The sequence below is a fragment of the Enterobacter sp. 3U4 genome, from assembly GCF_057224565.1.
Genome location: NZ_CP136665.1, coordinates 3,545,452 through 3,566,483, shown reverse-complemented (window position 1 = coordinate 3,566,483; position 21,032 = coordinate 3,545,452). Strand labels below are relative to the sequence as shown.

General features: G+C 56.2%; 17 protein-coding genes and 3 tRNA genes. 16 read left to right on the top strand and 4 right to left on the bottom strand.

What is annotated here, in order from left to right:
* The first annotated feature begins 6 nt into the window (after window positions 1-6).
* Complete coding sequence (gene epmA / locus RVY89_RS17000; RefSeq protein WP_484825958.1) at window positions 7-984, top strand: elongation factor P--(R)-beta-lysine ligase; 978 nt, start codon at window positions 7-9, stop codon at window positions 982-984.
* A gap of 44 nt (window positions 985-1,028) precedes the next feature.
* Here the strand turns inward: epmA and mscM are convergent, their stop codons facing one another.
* The 3 genes from mscM to rsgA form a co-directional block, all read right to left on the bottom strand.
* A complete protein-coding gene (gene mscM / locus RVY89_RS16995) occupies window positions 1,029-4,352 on the bottom strand; it encodes a miniconductance mechanosensitive channel MscM (protein WP_484827949.1) in 3,324 nt (1,107 codons plus the stop codon).
* 19 nt (window positions 4,353-4,371) lie between these two features.
* A complete protein-coding gene (gene asd / locus RVY89_RS16990) occupies window positions 4,372-5,340 on the bottom strand; it encodes an archaetidylserine decarboxylase (RefSeq protein ID WP_484825957.1) in 969 nt (322 codons plus the stop codon).
* A 97-nt stretch (window positions 5,341-5,437) separates the two neighbouring features.
* Complete coding sequence (gene rsgA, locus RVY89_RS16985; protein WP_023334242.1) at window positions 5,438-6,490, bottom strand: small ribosomal subunit biogenesis GTPase RsgA; 1,053 nt, start codon at window positions 6,488-6,490, stop codon at window positions 5,438-5,440.
* A 107-nt stretch (window positions 6,491-6,597) separates the two neighbouring features.
* Here rsgA and orn point away from each other — a divergent pair, with 107 nt between their 5' ends.
* The 4 genes from orn to RVY89_RS16965 all read left to right on the top strand — a co-directional run bounded on the left by orn (window position 6,598) and on the right by RVY89_RS16965 (window position 7,640).
* Complete coding sequence (gene orn, locus RVY89_RS16980) at window positions 6,598-7,143, top strand: oligoribonuclease (RefSeq protein ID WP_484825956.1); 546 nt, start codon at window positions 6,598-6,600, stop codon at window positions 7,141-7,143.
* Between the two features lie 196 nt (window positions 7,144-7,339).
* A tRNA-Gly gene (locus tag RVY89_RS16975) sits at window positions 7,340-7,415 on the top strand.
* A 37-nt stretch (window positions 7,416-7,452) separates the two neighbouring features.
* Window positions 7,453-7,528, top strand: a tRNA-Gly gene (locus RVY89_RS16970).
* 36 nt (window positions 7,529-7,564) lie between these two features.
* Window positions 7,565-7,640 (top strand) — tRNA-Gly (locus RVY89_RS16965).
* A 270-nt stretch (window positions 7,641-7,910) separates the two neighbouring features.
* Here the strand turns inward: RVY89_RS16965 and queG are convergent.
* Complete coding sequence (gene queG / locus RVY89_RS16960; RefSeq protein WP_484825955.1) at window positions 7,911-9,050, bottom strand: tRNA epoxyqueuosine(34) reductase QueG; 1,140 nt, start codon at window positions 9,048-9,050, stop codon at window positions 7,911-7,913.
* On the opposite strand from queG, the gene nnr reads away from it, so the two are divergent.
* The 11 genes from nnr to RVY89_RS16905 all read left to right on the top strand — a co-directional run bounded on the left by nnr (window position 9,049) and on the right by RVY89_RS16905 (window position 20,927).
* Window positions 9,049-10,572: a bifunctional ADP-dependent NAD(P)H-hydrate dehydratase/NAD(P)H-hydrate epimerase gene (gene nnr / locus RVY89_RS16955; protein WP_484825954.1), complete on the top strand. Its 1,524-nt coding sequence runs from the start codon at window positions 9,049-9,051 to the stop codon at window positions 10,570-10,572. The two genes, queG and nnr, sit on opposite strands and share 2 nt — an antisense overlap.
* Window positions 10,565-11,026, top strand: a complete 462-nt coding sequence (tsaE, locus tag RVY89_RS16950; protein WP_013095283.1) for a tRNA (adenosine(37)-N6)-threonylcarbamoyltransferase complex ATPase subunit type 1 TsaE — start codon at window positions 10,565-10,567, stop codon at window positions 11,024-11,026. Before nnr ends, tsaE begins: the two co-directional genes overlap by 8 nt.
* Before the next feature lie 16 nt (window positions 11,027-11,042).
* Window positions 11,043-12,383, top strand: coding sequence for an N-acetylmuramoyl-L-alanine amidase AmiB (gene amiB, locus RVY89_RS16945; RefSeq protein ID WP_484825953.1), 1,341 nt, complete (start codon window positions 11,043-11,045; stop codon window positions 12,381-12,383).
* A gap of 9 nt (window positions 12,384-12,392) precedes the next feature.
* Entirely contained in the window at window positions 12,393-14,237 is a 1,845-nt protein-coding gene (gene mutL / locus RVY89_RS16940) for a DNA mismatch repair endonuclease MutL (protein WP_484825952.1), read from the top strand.
* Window positions 14,230-15,180 carry a tRNA (adenosine(37)-N6)-dimethylallyltransferase MiaA gene (gene miaA, locus RVY89_RS16935; RefSeq protein ID WP_371899611.1) on the top strand — a complete coding sequence of 317 codons (951 nt, stop codon included), beginning with the start codon at window positions 14,230-14,232 and terminating at the stop codon, window positions 15,178-15,180. The genes mutL and miaA overlap by 8 nt, the downstream gene beginning before the upstream one ends.
* An 85-nt stretch (window positions 15,181-15,265) precedes the next feature.
* Entirely contained in the window at window positions 15,266-15,577 is a 312-nt protein-coding gene (hfq, locus tag RVY89_RS16930) for an RNA chaperone Hfq (protein ID WP_008502919.1), read from the top strand.
* 74 nt (window positions 15,578-15,651) lie between these two features.
* Window positions 15,652-16,932 carry a ribosome rescue GTPase HflX gene (gene hflX, locus RVY89_RS16925; RefSeq protein ID WP_023310136.1) on the top strand — a complete coding sequence of 427 codons (1,281 nt, stop codon included), beginning with the start codon at window positions 15,652-15,654 and terminating at the stop codon, window positions 16,930-16,932.
* 56 nt (window positions 16,933-16,988) lie between these two features.
* Window positions 16,989-18,248: an FtsH protease activity modulator HflK gene (gene hflK, locus RVY89_RS16920; protein WP_484825951.1), complete on the top strand. Its 1,260-nt coding sequence runs from the start codon at window positions 16,989-16,991 to the stop codon at window positions 18,246-18,248.
* Window positions 18,249-18,250: 2 nt separating this feature from the next.
* The gene (gene hflC, locus RVY89_RS16915; RefSeq protein ID WP_023334250.1) at window positions 18,251-19,255 is read left to right on the top strand and encodes a protease modulator HflC; all 1,005 of its coding nucleotides are present in this window, start codon (window positions 18,251-18,253) and stop codon (window positions 19,253-19,255) included.
* A 71-nt stretch (window positions 19,256-19,326) separates the two neighbouring features.
* A complete protein-coding gene (locus tag RVY89_RS16910; protein ID WP_003855996.1) occupies window positions 19,327-19,524 on the top strand; it encodes a DUF2065 domain-containing protein in 198 nt (65 codons plus the stop codon).
* Window positions 19,525-19,628: 104 nt separating this feature from the next.
* Entirely contained in the window at window positions 19,629-20,927 is a 1,299-nt protein-coding gene (locus RVY89_RS16905; protein WP_006178975.1) for an adenylosuccinate synthase, read from the top strand.
* Window positions 20,928-21,032 lie beyond the last annotated feature (105 nt).

The window sequence follows — 21,032 nt, the reverse complement described above, 5'->3', positions numbered from 1 at the left end:
CAACTCATGAGCGAAACGGCCACCTGGCAGCCGAGCGCATCCATCCCTAATCTGTTAAAACGCGCTGCAATTATGACGGAGATCCGCCGTTTCTTTGCCGACCGCGGCGTCCTGGAGGTGGAAACCCCGTGCATGAGTCAGGCAACGGTAACGGATATTCATCTGGTCCCGTTTGAAACCCGTTTTGTTGGCCCCGGCCACTCTCAGGGCATGAATTTGTATCTGATGACCAGCCCGGAATACCACATGAAGCGTCTGCTGGCGGCGGGGTGTGGTCCGGTCTATCAGCTGTGCCGTAGTTTCCGTAATGAAGAGATGGGTCGTCACCACAACCCGGAATTCACCATGCTGGAGTGGTACCGCCCGCATTATGATATGTACCGCCTGATGAACGAGGTGGACGATCTGCTGCAGCAGGTCCTGGAGTGCCCAGAAGCTGAAACGCTCTCTTATCAGCAGGCCTTCCAGCGCTATCTGGAAATCGATCCGCTGTCGGCGGACAAAACCCAGCTGCGCGAAGTGGCGGCAAAACTGGATCTGAGCAACGTGGCGGATACCGAAGAAGATCGCGACACGCTGCTGCAGCTGCTGTTCACTTTCGGCGTTGAACCGCAGATTGGCAAAGACCGTCCGACGTTTGTCTATCACTTCCCGGCAAGCCAGGCCTCACTGGCGCAGATCAGTACCGAAGATCATCGTGTCGCAGAGCGTTTCGAGGTTTATTACAAAGGTATCGAGCTGGCGAACGGCTTCCATGAACTGACTGATGCCCGCGAGCAGCAGCAGCGCTTCGAGCAGGATAACCGCAAGCGCGCCGCGCGCGGTCTGCCGCAGCAGCCTATTGATGTTAATCTGCTTGAAGCATTAAAAGCAGGTCTGCCGGATTGCTCCGGCGTGGCGCTGGGTGTTGACCGTCTGGTGATGCTGGCCCTGGGCGCAGAGCAGCTTGGCGATGTGATTGCGTTTACCGTAGATCGAGCCTGACGCCAGTTAACCCTCTCCCGTGGGAGAGGGTAGCCCCGCTTACCTTACAAACTCCCCGCCGGGCGCGTACGCGCCGCTGACGTCAGCGTTCTTCCCGTTTTACGCCCGTCCAGGCTTTCCAGACGCATCTGGAACGGTGGGAACGGCATATCAATACCGTGCTCGCGGAAGCCCGCCAGAATCAGCTGGTGGATCTCATGGCGTAGCGGCATACGGTGTCCCATTTCGGCGGCGTAGATACGCAGCTCGAAAATCTGGATCCCCTGCTGTAAATCCACAAGGAAGACTTCAGGTGCCGGGTTGTCGATCACCAGCGAGCAGCGCTCAGCAGCGGTGTAGAGGATCTGGGTGACCTCTTCGCTGTTAGCGTCCGACGGTGCTGGTACCGTCAGCACCACACGGGTAACGGAGTCTGACAATGACCAGTTGATGAACTGCTCGGTAATAAACGCCTTGTTTGGCACGATGATCTCTTTCCGATCCCAGTCGCTGATCGTCGTCGCACGAGTGTTGATCTTCGTGATGCTGCCGGTCAGATCGCGGATCGTGACGGTATCGCCAATACGGATCGGTTTTTCGAACAGAATAATCAGGCCAGAGATGAAGTTGGCGAAGATCTCCTGTAAGCCAAAGCCTAACCCGACGCCGAGCGCTGCGACGAGCCACTGGAGCTTCGACCACTCAATGCCGATCATCGAGAAGCCAACCAGCCCGCCAAACAGCATGATCAGATACTTGGTAATGGTCGTGATCGCATAGCCCGTACCCGGCGTCAAATCCAGATGCTGCAGCAGCGCCAGCTCCAGCAGCGCCGGGAAGTTGCGCACCAGCTGCGTGGTGATGATCAGCACCAGAATGGCAATCAGCACCGCCCCTAAGGTAATCGGCTCCAGGCTTTCAACGCCCTGCACCGTGGACGTCACGTCCCAGAGAGAGATGTTTTCCAGGAAGCCAAACGCGGAGTGGATCTCTGACCACAGGAAGATCACCGACAGGAGGGCAATCAGCATCAGGATAGAACGGACCAGGCGCAGGGACTGGGTACTGATGGCATCCAGATCCAGTTCGACTTCGTCCGCTTCCGTTGTGCCTTCCGTACTGTTGACGTGGTTTGGCTCTTCTTCACCCCGCGCACGCTGGGCGAGGATCTCCGCCCGACGATGCTTGGCTCGGTCAAAGGCCAGACGGCGGCGCTGGATCAGCATCCAGCGGCGGATCACGTGGTATACGACCAGCAGCAGGAACCAGATGGCCACCGAGGTTTCCAGCCTCGCCAGCAGCGCCTGCGCGGTTGCCAGATAGCCCACCGCGGCTGCCAGCATCGCAAACAGCGGCGCGCTAAGCAGCAGGTTCCAGAGCAGCCGGTTGAACATATTGTCGCCGCTGCCGGTTTTATCCAGATAGAGCGGAATACCCGCGCGCTTCAGGCTGAGCGTGACGATGGCCAGCGCTCCACATATCAGCATAAAGCAGAGGCGGCCCAGCGAGCCTGAGAATTCGCGGTCGTTAAGATTATCGAACATGATCAGCGCCATAATCAGCGGCACAATCAGCCCGATGCTCATCAGATAATAACGCATGGCGCGCGCCACGCGATTACGCGGCCAGCCAAAGTGGGCGATGAACAGGCCATTGGGACGTGCGAAGGTGGCGCAAATCATCACCACCCACAGCAGCGGCACCGTGGCGGTGACGCCATCGCCAATCGCTACCGCGAGCGGATAGGGCCAGGCTTCACGCAGTCCGTAGCCCAGCGTCATCCACAGCACCGGCAGCGGGGAGGCGACGAGAATCGACCAGAATACGGTGCGCAGCGTCAGCCAGAAGTGATCCTGGGTAACCTTCCCCACCCGGGAGCTGGAACGCTCGAGGAAGCGGGTGAAATGTCTGCGCGAGTAAATGCTGAAGCCCACCAGAATCAACGCCCCCAGCAGCGGGAAAATGGTCTCTTTGCTGGTGAGCATCATCACGCTGGCCTGTCCCAGCTGGCTGAAGGTATCCAGCGAAATCAGACGGCGCAGATCCTGGACAATCTCAATTGGCCACGAGAAGGTCATCGGACGCACGTCTGACGTCCAGAAGAGATAACGGTGCGTCGCCTCGTTTACCTCTTTCAGCGCATCTTCCAGCTGGCTGTTGGAAACTTTTAGCTTGGTCAGCTCCAGAATCAGCGTATCCCCGCCCTGAAGCAGAGAGTTCAGCAGTTCACGCTGGGTACGCATCTGGGCTTCAAGAATGCGGTTTTGCTCGCTGGTCAGAGGCTGTCCGTCAGCCTGACGGATCTGGCGGATTTGCGGCTGCTTATTGAGAAGATCTTCAAAATGCAGCCGCTGAACGCGCAGCTGGGCCATTTCGGTATCCAGCTGCTGCGGCTTGGGCATTTCCGGCAGCCGCGCGACCTGGGCGCGCAGCGCTTCGCCCAGCAGGTTTGACGATCCGAGCCACTGGGACTGCTCGCGCAGGGTGTTAAGCGCCTGACGAACCTGAAGGGTTTGATTGGTGGCCTGACGCTGCTGAGACGCCACCAGATCCATACGCTGCGCCTGTTGGTTCAGCGCGGCCGAAAGCTCACGGTTGACCTTAAACTGCTGGACGATGCCGGCAGGCAGGTTATCGCTGTTTTCTGCCAGCAGCTCGGTACTTTCCAGCGCGCGCTCCGCTTCACGCTGGCGCTGGCTGTTGAGCTGGTTGCGCAGGGCCTGAAGGTATGCGTCCAGCTGCTCGCTCTGCTTCTGAGCGAGTTCTGAGCGCATCCGCGACAGCTCCTGGCGGTTATTGGCGGAAAGCTGCGCCAGCTCCAGCTCATCGACAAGAGCCTTCAGGCGAGCCGATTCTGCCTGCAGGCCCAGATTTTGGGCCTGAGCCTGTGGCGTATTGCCGCTTTGCGTACCCACGCGGCGCTCAACTTCATTAAGCTGGCGACGGGCGTCGGTTTGCTGCTGCGGAAGCTGGCTGAGGGAGTCGGCAATTTCGCGCGCTCGCTCCTGCTCCTGCTGAGCAAGGCGGCTCTTTTCCAGAAGCTGGCTGCTGACCTGCAGGATCTCCTGATTCAGCGCGTCGGAGGTCATCCCTGCGGGCACATCGCGCGGTTCGTCACGCAAATTATTGAGCTGCGCGCGCAGCGTCTGCGAGAGTTTGGGGAAGTTGTCGATAACCTGCTGATACTGCTGAGCTCGTTCAAGCGAGCCTTTCCGCTCCTCAAGCGCGTTCAGGGCAGCCTGGAGCGACTCGACGGTCTCTGGCTGAGCGGGTTTGGCCGCTTTGGCCTGCTCCAGTTCCTGGGTTATCTGTTTGGCGTCGGGGGCTGTCGCTGCGTACGCCCCCATGCTGAGGCACCAGGCCATCAGTAGAACGATAATCGGGCGCACGTCAGCGATCCTTCTGTTGTTAGCCTTCGTCTTTTTTGTCGTCAACCAGCGGGCTGGCGTCATGCTCGGCATTGATCTCTTCCTGTGACAGCGGCGCTGGTTCTGCATCCGGCGTCACGACAGTTTCGGTAGAGATTGCCAGAGGCTGGCCCAGTTTGGTGACCGACAGGCTTTCGAGCTGTTCAGCCAGCTTCACTTTGCCCGGCGCAAACAGGTTGATTACGGTAGAGCCCAGCTTGAAGCGACCCATCTCCTGACCCTTCAGCAGGGCCACCGAGCCTTCCGCTTCACCGGCAGGCCAGGTCCAGCGTTTGATCACGCCTTCGCGCGGTGGGGTGATGGTGCCAGCCCAGACGGTTTCGATGCTGCCAACGATGGTCGCACCCACCAGAATCTGTGCCATAGGGCCAAATTCAGTATCGAACAGACAGATGACGCGTTCGTTACGGGCAAACAGGTTCGGCACGTTCTGCGCGGTCAGGTGGTTTACGGAGAACAGATCGCCCGGTACGTAAATCATTTCACGCAGGATGCCGTTACACGGCATATGCACGCGGTGGTAGTCGCGCGGTGACAGATAGGTGGTGGCAAAGGTACCATTGCGGAACAGATCCGCCATCAGGTAGTTACCCGCCAGCAGCGCTTCCAGGCTGTAGTTATGGCCCTTCGCCTGCAGAATTTTGTCGCCTTCGATGTTACCCAGCTGGCTGATCACGCCGTCTGCCGGCATCACCAGGACGTTAGGGTCGGTGTTCAGCGGGCGCACGTCGTCACGCAGCGGGCGCACGAAGAATTCGTTGAAGGTGCGATAGCTGGCGGTGTCCGGTTTTTGCGCCTCTTTCATGTCGACCTTGTAATATTTTACGAAAAGGTCGATGACCAGTTTGGTCAGCCAGCCCGCGCGTTTGCTTGCGCCCCAGCCCGCCAGGCGAGTGAGCCACAGTTTTGGCAGAATGTATTGAAGCGAAAGTTTAAATGCGTTTAACAAGGTAGCCTCCAGGCCATTGTTTTGTCGTTCCTGATCCGGCGTTAAGCCGCCGGAACCTGAAAAAAGGGGACGATTTTAGCGATGCTTAGCTTAGTTGTCAGTTATCAGAATCAGAAAAGTTTTTACGCGTTTTTACGTCTTCCATGCTCTCAAGAATGCGGTGGTAATTCTCGAAGCGGGTTTCCGCGATCTCGCCTTTCTCAACCGCTTCACGGATAGCGCAGCCTGGGTCGTTATCGTGTTTACAGTCGCGATATTTACAAGCGCCTAAATAATCATGGAATTCGACAAATCCGTTAAAGATTTGTTCCGGCTCAAGATGCCATAAACCGAACTCACGGACCCCTGGGGAGTCAATTACGTCGCCGCCATGCGGGAAATGATACAGACGCGAGGCGGTGGTGGTGTGCTGGCCCAGACCCGAGACGTTGGACACATCGTTAGTCAGGATCTCTTGCTGGAGGCCAAGCAGGTTGTTCAGCAGGCTCGATTTGCCCACGCCGGACTGACCCGCAAAGATGCTGATACGGTCGGTCAGCGCCTCTTCCAGCGGTTTCAGGCCATCTTTAGTGTGGCTGGAGACCATCAGCACGCGATAACCGATCTTACGGTAGATATCCATCTGCTCATTGACGAAGGCCATCCCGTCGTCATCCAGCAGATCGATTTTGTTCAGCACGATAATCGGTTCAACCTGCAGCGTTTCGCAGGCGACGAGGTATCGGTCGATAATATTGAGCGAAAGTTCGGGCAAAATCGCCGAAACAATGACGATCTGGTTAATATTGGCGGCAATCGGTTTGACCCCGTCGTAGAAATCGGGACGGGTTAACACTGACGTGCGCTCATGAACCGCTTCAACGATACCTTTTACCGTAACGCCTTCCGCCGCCTCTTTACCTGGTCGCCAGACCACGCGATCGCCGGTAACCAGTGAACGGATGGTGCGACGGATATTGCAACGGTGAATATCCCCGTCGGCGGATTCGACATCGGCATGCATACCGAAACGGCTGATGACTACGCCTTCTGTCGCTTCGCCAAACAGGTTGTCGTCATAATCCGGCTTCTCCGAAGTGGTTTTAAGACGGCGCTGGTGATTGGCGTTTACGCGGCGCTGCTGCCCTTTGGAGAGTTTATTTTTACTCAATCGCGCTGGCTCCTGGTCGCCCATGATGGGCAAAACCTCTATGATACACTCTAATTAATACTAGTTAACCTGCTACTGCTGGTTATGCGAGAAGGGTGGAAAATAACATGAGCGCGGATGAAAACAACCTGATTTGGATCGATCTCGAAATGACCGGGCTGGATCCCGAGCGCGATCGCATTATTGAAATTGCAACGCTGGTCACTGATGCCAACCTGAGTATTCTGGCGGAAGGACCGACCATTGCGGTGCATCAGTCAGACGATCAGCTTGCCCTGATGGATGAGTGGAACGTGCGCACCCACACCGGCAGTGGCCTGGTGGAGCGCGTGAAGGCAAGCACGATGGGTGACCGCGAGGCGGAGCTTGCAACGCTTGAATTCCTGAAACAATGGGTTCCGGCAGGCAAATCACCTATCTGCGGCAATAGCATCGGCCAGGATCGCCGTTTCCTGTTTAAGTATATGCCGGAGCTGGAGTCTTACTTCCATTACCGTTATCTGGATGTCAGCACCCTGAAAGAGCTGGCGCGTCGCTGGAAACCTGAAATCCTCGACGGCTTTAAAAAGCAGGGGACGCACCAGGCGATGGACGATATCCGAGAGTCCGTGGCGGAGCTTTCTTACTACCGCGAAAACTTTATTAAGCTGTGATTTTGCGATCCGGCGCCTTGCGTGGCCGGGTTTTTGTCGTTAAATTGTTCAGCTTGCCGATTAATTAAGCATTTGAACTTAATTTCGAAAAAATCGCTTTGAGGGGGGTTGCAGCTAAAAGGATTTCTCGTATAATGCGCCTCCCGTAACGACAGAGAATTACACGTTACGACAGCAACAAAAGCAGTGCAAATTTGCGGGAATAGCTCAGTTGGTAGAGCACGACCTTGCCAAGGTCGGGGTCGCGAGTTCGAGTCTCGTTTCCCGCTCCAAAATTTGAAAAGTGCTTCCAAAGCACGGACCACCCAAGCGGGAATAGCTCAGTTGGTAGAGCACGACCTTGCCAAGGTCGGGGTCGCGAGTTCGAGTCTCGTTTCCCGCTCCAAAATTTGAAAGTGCTTCCACAGCACGGACCACCCAAGCGGGAATAGCTCAGTTGGTAGAGCACGACCTTGCCAAGGTCGGGGTCGCGAGTTCGAGTCTCGTTTCCCGCTCCAAATTCTTCTTAATTTCTACAATATCCACAGCGAAAAAACTCGTTGGGGACGTTTTCTATTGTCTCTGAAATACTCTTGTGAACAGAGTTATCCACAGAAACTACGCTTAACCGTAACAGGGTTAAAACTTAGCAGGGTGAATAATATCCTTGTAATGTACTGTATTTATTAAATAAATTTTGATTTCAAAATGTTATTGAGATCACTTGACCTCTTCTCCAGCCCAGATGGCGCTTGAGTTTGTAATTTTATTCACAGGCTGTGAATAGTTCAGGCATCCCGCGTAAGCCCTTTTTCAATCACCCTCACCAGACGCTGCTTCTTCGGTAGCTGTACCTCGATCACGCAGGCATTACGCTTCTCTATTTGCTGCGCAATCGCCCATTCTATGTGTTCATCAAGAAGTGGGTGCTCACCTCTACGGCTTTCAAGCGCCCGAATATTGGCTTCATCCCACGGGGCATTACCCAGCGCGACGGCTACATTACGCAGCCAGCGCAGATGACCGATACGGCGAATGGCCGAACCTTCCGTCACCTTCAGGAACCAGGCTTCGGTCCAGGCGAATAACTCAATGAGCTGCGGCGCATGCAGCGCCTTACGCGGGCTGAAATCCTCTTCGTCCGTGAGCTGCGAATAGCGGTTCCACGGGCAGATGAGCTGGCAGTCGTCGCAGCCGTAGATGCGGTTGCCGATAAGCGGTCGAAATTCCTCTGGAATGGCCCCTTCCAGTTCGATAGTGAGGTAGGAGATGCAGCGGCGTGCATCAACGGTGTAAGGCTCGACGATGGCACTCGTCGGGCAGATGGTCATGCAGGCCACGCAGCGCCCGCAGCCTTCCTCTACCGGGCCGTCTACCGGCAGCGGTAAATCAATCAGCAGTTCGCCCAGGAAGAAGAACGATCCGGCATCGCGGCTAAGAATAAGTGAGTGCTTACCTGTCCAGCCAAGCCCGGCTTTTTCGGCGATTGGGCGTTCAAGAATAGGCGCAGAATCGACAAAGGGTCTAAAATTCAGCGAAACACAGTGCTGCTGAATAGTTTCCCCGAGCTTTTTTAAACGGTTACGCAGAAGCTTATGGTAATCACGTCCCAGGGCGTACCGGCTGACGTAACCCAAAGAGGGATTTTTTAGCGTGCGCGCAAAGGCCGCGTTGGCGGGCAGATAGTTCATGCGCACGCTGATGACGCGTAATGTGCCCGGCAAAAGCTCGTGAGGGCGGGCGCGCATCATGCCATGACGCGCCATCCACTCCATTTCGCCGTGGTATTGTTTGTCCAGCCAGGCCTGCAGTTTTGGCTCGCTGGCGGAAAGGTCGGTATCGGTAATGCCCACCTTCTGGAAGCCAAGCTCAGCACCCCACTGTTTTATTTTTTGCGCTAATTCATTGAGATCGAGGGGCTGTGACATGACGGACCATACGGTGAAGAAAAACCCCGCAAGTATACCACATTCCATCTGGCATGCGGATGACCTCCGACGCGCCGAAAAAGAGGCCGCAGACAGCCTCGGAATTACCCTTTATGAACTGATGCTGCGCGCGGGTGAGGCGGCGTTTAACGTTGCCCGCAGCGCTTACCCGCAGGCCGCCCGCTGGCTGATTCTGTGCGGCCACGGTAATAACGGCGGCGACGGCTACGTCGTCGCCCGTTTGGCGGTTGCGGCAGGTATCCGCGTCACGTTGCTGGCCCTGGATAGTGATAAACCTCTGCCGGAAGAGGCCGACGCGGCGCGGGAGGCGTGGCTTAACGCAGGCGGTGTGATTCATGCGCCTGATATCGTCTGGCCGGAAGAGGTAGATCTGATTGTTGATGGTCTGCTGGGTACCGGTCTACGCAGTGCGCCTCGTGAGAACATTGCCGCGCTTATTGAACACGCTAACAGACATTCCGCCCCGGTAGTCGCCCTGGATATTCCCTCTGGCCTGATTGCTCAAACCGGCACGACGCCGGGGGCGGTGATTCAGGCTGCACATACGGTGACCTTCATCGCCCTCAAGCCGGGGTTATTGACCGGTAAAGCACGAGACGTCGTTGGCGTGCTGCACCACCGTGCGCTGGGGCTGGAGAGCTGGCTGGGCGGGCAGGAAACGCACCTCGCGCGCATTGATGCGTCGCAGCTTGCATCGTGGCTCCCGCCGCGCCGAGCAACGTCCCATAAGGGCGATCACGGCAGGCTGGTGATTGTGGGTGGAGACCACGGTACGGCAGGTGCGATTCGCATGACCGGCGAAGCGGCTCTGCGCTGCGGTGCAGGATTAGTGCGAGTACTCACTCGCATTGAGAATATTGCGCCAATCGTTACAGCCCGACCGGAGCTGATGGTCCATGAGCTTACGCCCCTGTCACTTGAAGAAAGCCTGGAATGGGCGGATGTGGTGGTGATTGGCCCCGGGCTTGGGCAGCAGGCGTGGGGTAAACAGGCCCTGCAAAAGGTCGAGAATTTTCGTAAGCCGATGCTGTGGGATGCCGACGCGCTTAACCTTCTGGCAATAAACCCGGATAAGCGTCACAATCGCATTCTGACGCCACACCCCGGCGAAGCCGCGCGGCTGCTCAACTGCAGCGTGGCAGAAATTGAAAGCGATCGCTTACTTTCTGCTCAGCGTCTGGTAAAACGTTACGGAGGTGTTGCTGTTTTGAAAGGGGCAGGAACCGTTGTCGCCAGTGACGAGACGCAGGGCATTATCGATGCTGGAAATGCGGGCATGGCAAGCGGCGGCATGGGCGATGTGCTTTCCGGCATCATTGGCGCATTGCTTGGACAGAAACTTCCCCTTTATCATGCAGCCTGCGCGGGCTGCGTGGCCCACGGTGTCGCGGCAGATAAACTGGCCGCGCGTTACGGTACACGCGGTATGCTGGCCACCGATCTTTTTTGCACGCTGCGGCGTGTTGTTAACCCGGATGTGATTGACGTAGAAAATGACTAATCGAGCGATTCCTTTACCTGATGAACAAGCCACTTTAGAACTCGGCAAGCGCGTGGCGCAGGCCTGTCAGGGGGCAACCGTCATTTATCTGTATGGTGATTTAGGTGCGGGTAAAACCACCTTTAGCCGGGGTTTTTTGCAGGCGTTAGGGCATAACGGGAACGTGAAAAGCCCAACCTACACGCTGGTAGAACCGTACACCCTTGAAAATCTCATGGTGTACCACTTCGATTTATACCGCCTTGCGGATCCTGAGGAGCTTGAATTTATGGGGATCCGTGATTATTTTGCCAACGACGCCATTTGCCTGGTGGAGTGGCCGCAACAAGGTGCGGGTGTGCTGCCTGACCCGGATGTCGAAATTCACTTAGATTACCAGGCACAAGGGCGTGAGGCACGCATCAGTGCTGTTTCCTCATCAGGCAGTTCCTTACTGGCGCGACTGGCCGGTTAAGCGTAGGGATGACGGGATGATAAATCGCGTTAAAGGTTGGTTGTTGGCTGCCACCGTGCTGCTGTGCGCGCAGGCCGGGGCGGCAAACCTCTCAGATATTCAGGTATCTAACGGCGAAAGCCAGGCCCGGATCACGTTCAGCTTTATGGGCGACCCTGAATATGCGTTTTCACAGCCAGACAGCCACAGCGTGGCGCTGGATATCAAACAGACTGGCGTGATCCAGGGGCTACCGCTGCGGTTCAGCGGTAACAACCTGGTGAAAAGTATCCGTTCGGGTACGCCGCAGGATAGCCAGTCGTTACGCCTGGTGGTCGATCTGACCGAAAAGGGCAAAACGAAAGCGGTGAAGCAGCAAAACGGAGCGAATTATACGGTGGTGTTTACCATTAACGCTGACGCACCGCCACCGCCTCCACCGCCGCCAGTCGTAGCGAAGCGCGTGGAAGAACCGGTATATACGCCGCGTCCTTCTGAACCTGCGCGCAATCCGTTTAAATCGCAGAACGATCGCATTACTGCGGCAACCAGCAGCAATACGGTGACGCGTCCGGCGGCCAGCGCGCGACGCGCGACGGTTAGCGGGGACAAAGTGATTATTGCCATCGATGCGGGTCACGGTGGGCAGGACCCTGGTGCGATTGGCCCGGGGGGAACGCAAGAGAAAAATGTCACCATCGCCATTGCCCGTAAGCTGCGTGCGCTGCTCAACGACGACCCAATGTTCAAAGGCGTGTTGACCCGCGACGGGGATTACTTTATCTCCGTAATGGGGCGCTCGGATGTGGCGCGTAAGCAAAACGCGAACTTCCTGGTCTCCATTCATGCGGACGCAGCACCTAATCGTAGCGCGACCGGCGCCTCGGTTTGGGTGCTGTCGAACCGTCGCGCTAACAGCGAAATGGCCAACTGGCTGGAAGAGCACGAGAAGCAGTCTGAACTGTTAGGCGGCGCGGGCGATGTACTGGCAAACAGCCAGTCAGACCCGTACCTCAGCCAGGCGGTGCTGGATTTACAATTCGGTCATTCTCAGCGCGTCGGGTATGATGTGGCCACTAACGTATTGAACCAGCTGCAAAGCATTGGCGTGCTGCATAAGCGTCGTCCTGAACATGCCAGCCTCGGCGTTCTGCGCTCGCCAGATATCCCGTCCATCCTTGTAGAGACGGGCTTTATCAGTAACAACGGCGAAGAGCGCCTGCTGGGAAGCGACGGCTATCAGCAGCAAATTGCCGAAGCGATTTATAACGGTCTGCGTAAATACTTTGATGCCCATCCGCTGCAGTCTGCGCCACAGAGTGGCACAGGCCAGACGGCCAGCGCAGCGCTGCCGGGTGAGATGACCGCGACCAACTAAGGAGAATTCATGCCGATTCAGGTTCTGCCGCCGCAGCTTGCGAACCAAATCGCCGCCGGTGAGGTGGTGGAACGCCCTGCGTCGGTAGTGAAGGAGCTGGTGGAAAACAGCCTCGATGCGGGCGCGACCCGTATTGATATTGATATCGAACGCGGTGGCGCGAAGCTTATCCGCATTCGTGATAACGGCTGTGGCATTAAAAAAGAGGAGCTGGCGCTGGCGCTGGCCCGGCACGCCACCAGTAAAATTGCTTCTCTGGACGATCTGGAAGCGATCATTAGCCTCGGCTTTCGCGGTGAAGCGCTGGCGAGTATCAGCTCGGTTTCGCGTTTAACGCTGACCTCCCGTACCGCTGAACAGCAGGAAGCCTGGCAGGCCTACGCCGAAGGGCGCGATATGGATGTCACGGTCAAACCCGCGGCGCATCCTGTCGGCACGACGCTTGAAGTATTAGATCTCTTCTACAACACCCCCGCCCGACGCAAGTTCATGCGTACCGAGAAGACCGAATTCGGACACATCGACGAGATCATTCGTCGTATCGCGCTGGCGCGCTTCGATGTCACCATTAACCTCAGCCACAACGGCAAGGTAATGCGACAGTACCGCGCGGTGGCGGAAGGTGGACAGAAAGAGCGTCGGCTGGGCGCCATTTGCGGGACCCCGTTTCTGGAACAGGCGCTGGCCATTGAGTGGCAGCACGGCGATCTGGCGCTGCGCGGCTGGGTTGCCGATCCGAACGCGAGCAGCGCTGCGTTTGCGGAGATCCAGTATTGCTACGTCAACGGCCGCATGATGCGCGACCGTCTCATCAACCACGCCATTCGCCAGGCCTGCGAAGACAAACTCGGGGCCGATCAGCAGCCCGCTTTTGTGCTTTATCTGGAAATCGACCCCCATCAGGTGGATGTGAACGTCCATCCTGCCAAGCATGAAGTGCGGTTCCACCAGTCGCGTCTGGTTCACGACTTTATTTATCAGGGCGTGGCCACCGTGTTGCAGCAGCAGGCAGAGCCAACGCTGCCGCTGGAGAACGACGCTCCTGCACCGCGTCCGCTGCCAGAAAACCGTGTAGCGGCAGGCCGCAACCATTTTGCGGAGCCCGCCGTCGCGCGTGAACCGGAAGCTCCGCGCTTTTCTTCCGCCGGGGGCGCACCGCGTCCAACGGGTGCCAACTACCCGAATGTCCAGCCTGGCTATCAAAAGCAGCAGGGCGCGTTGTACCGCAAACTGCTGGAAACGCCGGCCGTCGAGCGTAAAGAGCACATCCCGACCGCTCAGCCTTCTCTGGACGGCCATAGCCAGAGTTTTGGCCGAGTGCTGACGATTATCGCGTCCGATATGGCGCTGCTTGAGCGTGACGGCAAACTCATGCTTCTGGCACTGCCGGTCGCCGAACGCTGGCTCAAGCAGGTGCAGCTCACGCCAGGCGAAAATGCAGCCTGCGCGCAGCCGCTCTTAATTCCTGTTCGCCTGAAAATATCCCCTGAAGAAACAAGGGTGTTGCAGCGTGCAGAGCCGCAGCTGGCGCAAATGGGTATTGAAACTGTGCTCGAACCACAACATGTGACAATTCGTGCAGTGCCTTTACCCTTACGCCAACAAAATTTACAAAACTTGATTCCTGAACTGATAGGCTACCTGGCGCAGCAAACACAGTTTGATGCCGCCAACACCGCGCAGTGGATCGCCCGCCATCTGGCAAGCGAACACTCGCCGTGGAGTATGGCGCAGGCCATTAGCGTGCTGGCGGAGGTGGAACGCCTCTGTCCGCATCTGGTGAAAACGCCGCCGGGTGGATTATTACAACCTGTTGATTTACAAACGGCGATGAACGCCCTGAAACATGATTGACGTAAGTAAGGCGAGCCTGCCTAAGGCAATTTTTTTAATGGGCCCAACGGCCTCCGGCAAAACGGCGCTAGCCATTGAGTTGCGTAAAGTTTTGCCTGTAGAGTTGATTAGCGTCGACTCCGCCCTCATCTACCGAGGGATGGACATCGGCACGGCGAAGCCTGACGCAGAAGAGCTGCGTGCGGCACCGCACCGTTTGCTGGATATTCTCGACCCGGCTCAGGCGTACTCCGCAGCGGATTTTCGCCGGGATGCCTTAGCCGAGATGGCCGAGATAACGGCGGCGGGACGTATACCGCTGTTGGTTGGCGGAACCATGCTTTATTTCAAGGCGTTGCTGGAGGGGTTGTCACCTCTGCCATCCGCGGATCCGGAAATAAGAGCGAAAATTGAGCAGCAGGCGGCAGAGCAGGGTTGGGAGGTTTTGCATCAGCAACTGGCGGAGATTGACCCGGTTGCTGCAGCACGAATCCATCCAAATGATCCGCAAAGGCTTTCCCGGGCACTGGAAGTTTTTTTCATTTCGGGTAAAACTTTAACGGAACTGACGCAAACGTCAGGAGACGCTCTGCCGTATCAGGTGCATCAGTTCGCCATCGCCCCGGCGAGCCGTGAACTGCTCCATCAGCGAATTGAGCAGCGTTTTCATCAGATGTTAGCTTCAGATTTTGAAGCAGAAGTGCGGGCGCTTTTTGCCCGTGGAGATTTGCATACGGACATGCCTTCCATTCGTTGTGTGGGATATCGCCAGATGTGGTCGTATCTTGAAGGTGAAATTTCATACGATGAAATGGTTTATAGAGGTGTTTGCGCCACGAGACAGTTAGCGAAGCGCCAGATCACCTGGTTGCGCGGTTGGGAGGGTGTTCACTGGTTAGACAGTGAAAAACCGCAACAGGCGTTAAACGAAGTGATTGAGGTTGTTGGTGATATCGCTCACTGAATGTGTACAATTGAGACGTATCGTGCGCAATTTTTCAGAATCGCAAGGTTCTAAGTACAAAACAAGCATATAAGGAAAAGATAGAATGGCTAAGGGGCAATCTTTACAAGATCCGTTCCTGAACGCATTGCGTCGGGAACGTGTTCCAGTTTCTATTTATTTGGTGAATGGTATTAAGCTGCAAGGTCAGATTGAGTCTTTCGATCAGTTTGTGATTCTGTTGAAAAACACGGTCAGTCAGATGGTCTACAAGCACGCTATTTCTACTGTTGTTCCGTCCCGTCCGGTATCTCATCACAGCAATAACGCTGGCGGCGGCACAGGTAGTAACTACCATCATGGCAGCAACGCGCAGGGTTCTTCAACGCCAGCGCAGGACAGCGACGAAACCGAATAAGGTTTCGCACTGTTATCCACACGGGGAGCCAGGGATCCTGCGTTCCCCGCTGATCTTTTTAGAGAGGTTTACGCTTGTTTGACCGTTATGATGCCGGTGAGCAGGCGGTGCTGGTACACATCTATTTTTCGCAAGACAAAGATATGGAAGACCTCCAGGAGTTTGAATCTCTGGTCTCTTCCGCCGGTGTCGAAGCAATGCAGGTGATTACCGGTAGCCGTAAAGCGCCGCACCCAAAGTATTTTGTTGGTGAAGGTAAAGCAGTCGAAATTGCGGATGCCGTAAAAGCAACCGGCGCGTCAGTCGTGTTGTTTGATCATGCGCTGTCTCCAGCCCAGGAGCGCAACCTGGAAGCTCTTTGCGAATGCCGTGTTATCGATCGCACGGGTTTGATTTTAGATATTTTTGCTCAGCGTGCACGTACCCACGAAGGGAAACTGCAGGTTGAGCTGGCGCAGCTGCGCCATCTGGCAACGCGTCTGGTGCGTGGCTGGACACACCTTGAAAGACAAAAAGGCGGGATTGGTTTGCGCGGCCCGGGTGAAACCCAGCTCGAAACCGACCGTCGTTTGCTGCGTGGCCGAATTACCCAGATCCTTTCACGTCTGGAACGTGTAGAGAAACAGCGTGAACAGGGACGTCGGGCGCGAACCAAAGCCGACATCCCGACGGTGTCGCTGGTGGGTTATACCAACGCCGGTAAATCCACCCTGTTTAACCAGATAACCGAGGCCCAGGTTTATGCCGCAGACCAGTTGTTTGCGACCCTGGACCCTACGCTGCGCCGTATTGACGTTGCAGACGTCGGTGAAACGGTGCTGGCGGATACCGTAGGGTTTATCCGCCACCTGCCGCATGACCTGGTGGCGGCGTTTAAAGCCACCTTGCAGGAGACGCGACAGGCGACTCTGCTGCTGCACGTGATTGATGCAGCAGACGTGCGCGTGCAGGAGAACATCGACGCGGTAAACGTGGTGCTCGAAGAGATCGACGCCCATGAGATCCCAACGCTGTTGGTCATGAATAAGATCGATATGCTGGACGATTTCGAACCGCGTATCGACAGAGATGAAGAAAACAAACCGATTCGGGTCTGGCTTTCTGCCCAGACCGGTATTGGTGTGCCACTGCTTTTCCAGGCTTTGACAGAACGTCTTTCCGGTGAGGTAGCTCAGCACACGCTGCGACTGCCACCACAGGAAGGCAGGCTGCGCAGCCGGTTTTATCAGCTTCAGGCGATAGAAAAAGAGTGGATGGAGGATGACGGCAGCGTGGGGATGCAGGTGCGTATGCCGATCGTTGACTGGCGTCGCCTCTGTAAACAAGAACCTGCGCTGGTCGACTATATCGTCTGATCAGAAAGGGGATGCCTGAATAATTCGCCCTTGCATAACAAATATGGAGCATATACATGGCGTGGAATCAGCCCGGTAATAACGGACAAGACCGCGACCCGTGGGGAAGCAGCAAACCTGGCGGCAACTCTGAGGGAAATGGCAACAAAGGTGGTCGCGAGCAGGGGCCGCCGGATCTGGATGATATCTTCCGCAAACTGAGCAAGAAGCTTGGTGGCCTTGGCGGAGGAAAAGGTTCTGGCTCGGGTGGCAATTCCACTCAGAGCTCGCGTCCGCCAATGGGTGGCCGCGTAGTGGGCATCGTGGCCGCTGCGGTGGTCATCATCTGGGCAGCCAGCGGATTCTACACCATTAAAGAAGCAGAACGCGGCGTAGTTACCCGTTTCGGTAAGTTCAGCCATCTGGTTGAGCCGGGTCTGAACTGGAAGCCGACCTTCATTGACGACGTGACCGCGGTTAACGTGGAATCCGTCCGTGAACTGGCCGCTTCTGGCGTGATGCTGACCTCTGACGAAAACGTGGTGCGCGTTGAGATGAACGTGCAGTACCGCGTGACCGATCCTGAGCGTTATCTGTTTAGCGTGACAAGCGCCGATGACAGCCTGCGCCAGGCAACCGACAGCGCTCTGCGCGGCGTGATCGGTAAATACACCATGGACCGTATCCTGACCGAGGGTCGTACCGTTATTCGTAGCGATACCCAGCGCGAGCTGGAAGAGACCATTCGTCCGTACAACATGGGTATCACCCTGCTGGACGTCAACTTCCAGGCTGCGCGTCCGCCGGAAGAGGTGAAAGCCGCATTTGACGATGCGATTGCTGCCCGTGAAAACGAACAGCAGTACATCCGTGAAGCGGAAGCGTACACCAACGAAGTGCAGCCGCGTGCTAACGGTCAGGCACAGCGTATTCTGGAAGAAGCGCGCGCGTATAAGACCCAGACCATCCTGGAAGCTCAGGGTGAAGTGGCTCGCTTTGCGAAGATCCTGCCGGAATATAAAGCGGCACCGGAAATTACCCGTGAGCGTCTCTATATCGAGACCATGGAAAAAGTGCTGAGCCACACCCGCAAAGTGTTGGTTAACGACAGTAAAGGCGGAAACCTGATGGTTCTGCCTCTGGACCAGATGCTGAAAGGCGGTTCTGCACCAGCAGCGAAAAGCGACACCAGCGGAGCGAATAACCTGCTGCGTCTGCCGCCAGCCGCAACAGGCAGCGCCAGCACGAACACAACGCCTTCTTCGAACGATGGTGACATTATGGACCAACGCCGTGCCAACGCGCAGCGTAACGACTACCAGCGTCAGGGGGAATAAGGATGCGTAAGTCAGTTATTGCGATTATCGTCATCGTACTGGTCGCGCTTTATACCTCGATCTTTGTGGTGAAAGAAGGCGAGCGTGGGATTAAGTTCCAGTTCAGCAGCGTCGTGCGTGACGGCGACAAACGCCCGGTAATTTACGAGCCGGGCCTGCACTTCAAGGTGCCTTTCATTCAGTCAGTGAAAACGCTTGATGCACGTATCCAGACCATGGATAACCAGGCCGATCGTTTCGTGACCAAAGAGAAGAAAGACCTGATCGTTGATTCCTATATCAAATGGCGCATCAGCGATTTCAGCCGTTACTTCCTGGCAACGGGCGGTGGTGACGTTTCTCAGGCAGAAGTGCTGCTGAAACGTAAGTTCTCTGACCGTCTGCGTTCCGAGATTGGTCGTCTGGACGTGAAAGACATCGTGACCGACTCCCGTGGTCGTTTGACTCTGGAAGTTCGCGATGCGCTGAACTCCGGTACAGCGGGCACTGAAGATGAAGTTTCAACCCCTGCAGCGGATGATGCAATTGCTAAAGCGGCTGAACGCGTTCAGGCGGAGACCAACGGTAAAGTGCCGGTGATCAACCCGAACAGTATGGCTGCGCTGGGTATCGAAGTGGTTGACGTGCGTATCAAGCAGATCAACCTGCCAGTAGAAGTGTCCGAGGCGATTTACAACCGTATGCGCGCCGAGCGTGAAGCGGTAGCTCGTCGTCACCGTTCACAGGGCCAGGAAGAGGCTGAGAAGCTGCGTGCAGCAGCGGACTATGAAGTCACCAAGACGCTGGCAGAATCTGAACGTCAGGGCCGTATCCTGCGCGGTGAAGGTGATGCGGAAGCCGCGAAACTGTTTGCTGATGCCTTCAGCCAGGATCCTGACTTCTACGCCTTTATCCGTAGCCTGCGCGCTTACGAGAATAGCTTCCAGAGCAACCAGGATGTGATGGTGCTCAGCCCGGACAGCGATTTCTTCCGTTATATGAAGACGCCGACTAACGCAACGCGATAAACTCAGGCTCGTTTGAGTATTCAAACCACCGCTCTCAACGGAGCGGTGGTTTTCTTTTATAAGGAACAAAAATGAATTCAACGATCTGGCTCGCACTGGCCCTGGTCCTGGTGCTGGAAGGTCTTGGACCGATGCTTTATCCGCGCGCCTGGCGTCGAATGATCGCCACCATGAGCCAACTGCCGGATAATATTTTGCGTCGTTTTGGCGGTGGACTTGTGGTTGCGGGCATCGTGATCTACTACATGTTGAGGAAAACGATTGGCTGATCAAAAAGTATGCGCAATCGGCGTATTTTGAGGTCAAAAAGTGCTGTATATCTGAAAAAGCGATGGTAGAATCCATTTTTAAGCAAACGGTGATTTTGAAAAAAATGGGTAACAACGTCGTCGTACTGGGCACCCAATGGGGTGACGAAGGTAAAGGGAAGATTGTTGATCTTCTGACTGAACGGGCTAAATATGTTGTACGCTACCAGGGCGGTCACAACGCAGGCCATACTCTCGTAATCAACGGTGAAAAAACCGTCCTCCATCTTATTCCATCAGGCATTCTTCGCGAAAACGTCACCAGCATCATCGGTAACGGCGTTGTGCTGTCTCCTGCTGCGCTGATGAAAGAGATGAAAGGTCTGGAAGACCGTGGTATCCCTGTTCGTGAGCGTCTGCTGCTCTCCGAAGCCTGCCCGCTGATCCTGGATTATCACGTGGCGCTGGACGTAGCGCGTGAGAAAGCGCGCGGCGCGAAAGCGATCGGCACCACCGGTCGTGGTATCGGCCCGGCTTACGAAGATAAAGTTGCACGTCGCGGTCTGCGCGTGGGCGACCTCTTCGACAAAGCAACCTTCGCTGAAAAACTGAAAGAAGTGATGGAATATCACAACTTCCAGCTGGTGAACTTCTACAAAGCTGACGCTGTTGACTACCAGAAAGTGCTGGATGACGTCATGGCGATTGCAGACATTCTGACCGGTATGGTTGTTGATGTATCCGATCTGCTGGACCAGGCGCGCAAGCGTGGCGATTTCGTCATGTTCGAAGGTGCGCAGGGTACGCTGCTGGATATCGACCACGGTACCTATCCGTACGTAACCTCTTCCAACACCACCGCGGGTGGCGTGGCGACCGGCTCTGGCCTGGGTCCACGTTATGTGGATTACGTTCTGGGCATCATCAAAGCGTACTCCACTCGCGTGGGTGCGGGTCCATTCCCGACCGAACTGTTTGATGAAACCGGCGAGTTCCTGTGTAAGCAGGGTAACGAGTTTGGCGCGACCACCGGTCGTCGTCGTCGTACCGGCTGGCTGGATGCGGTTGCAGTGCGTCGCGCAGTGCAGATCAACTCCCTGTCTGGCTTCTGCCTGACCAAGCTGGACGTACTGGACGGCCTGAAAGAAGTGAAAATCTGCGTCGGCTACCGTATGCCAGATGGCCGCGAAGTGACTACCACGCCGCTGGCTGCTGACGACTGGGAAGGCATTGAGCCAATCTACGAAACCATGCCGGGCTGGTCTGAGACCACTTTCGGTGTGAAAGAGCGTAGCGGCCTGCCGCAGGCGGCGCTGGACTACATCAAGCGCATTGAAGAACTGACCGAAGTGCCGATCGATATTATTTCTACCGGCCCGGATCGTACTGAAACGATGATCCTGCGCGACCCGTTCGACGCATAATCTTCGTGACTGCTGGCCTGCGGGGTGACCCGTAGGCCGGATAAGCGTAGCGCCATCCGGCGACCGCTCCTGGATCTCCGCTTTTTCGCCCCGTCTGTCAAATAA

Excerpts from the sequence above, each read along its gene's own strand:
- mutL (WP_484825952.1), top strand. The coding sequence starts at position 12,393 with ATGCCGATTCAGGTTCTGCCGCCGCAGCTTGCGAACCAAATCGCCGCC.
- hflK (WP_484825951.1), top strand. The coding sequence starts at position 16,989 with ATGGCGTGGAATCAGCCCGGTAATAACGGACAAGACCGCGACCCGTGG.
- hflC (WP_023334250.1), top strand. The coding sequence starts at position 18,251 with ATGCGTAAGTCAGTTATTGCGATTATCGTCATCGTACTGGTCGCGCTT.
- epmA (WP_484825958.1), top strand. The coding sequence starts at position 7 with ATGAGCGAAACGGCCACCTGGCAGCCGAGCGCATCCATCCCTAATCTG.
- miaA (WP_371899611.1), top strand. The coding sequence starts at position 14,230 with ATGATTGACGTAAGTAAGGCGAGCCTGCCTAAGGCAATTTTTTTAATG.
- queG (WP_484825955.1), bottom strand. The coding sequence starts at position 9,050 with ATGTCACAGCCCCTCGATCTCAATGAATTAGCGCAAAAAATAAAACAG.
- nnr (WP_484825954.1), top strand. The coding sequence starts at position 9,049 with ATGACGGACCATACGGTGAAGAAAAACCCCGCAAGTATACCACATTCC.
- tsaE (WP_013095283.1), top strand. The coding sequence starts at position 10,565 with ATGACTAATCGAGCGATTCCTTTACCTGATGAACAAGCCACTTTAGAA.
- orn (WP_484825956.1), top strand. The coding sequence starts at position 6,598 with ATGAGCGCGGATGAAAACAACCTGATTTGGATCGATCTCGAAATGACC.
- RVY89_RS16905 (WP_006178975.1), top strand. The coding sequence starts at position 19,629 with ATGGGTAACAACGTCGTCGTACTGGGCACCCAATGGGGTGACGAAGGT.
- amiB (WP_484825953.1), top strand. The coding sequence starts at position 11,043 with ATGATAAATCGCGTTAAAGGTTGGTTGTTGGCTGCCACCGTGCTGCTG.
- hfq (WP_008502919.1), top strand. The coding sequence starts at position 15,266 with ATGGCTAAGGGGCAATCTTTACAAGATCCGTTCCTGAACGCATTGCGT.
- RVY89_RS16910 (WP_003855996.1), top strand. The coding sequence starts at position 19,327 with ATGAATTCAACGATCTGGCTCGCACTGGCCCTGGTCCTGGTGCTGGAA.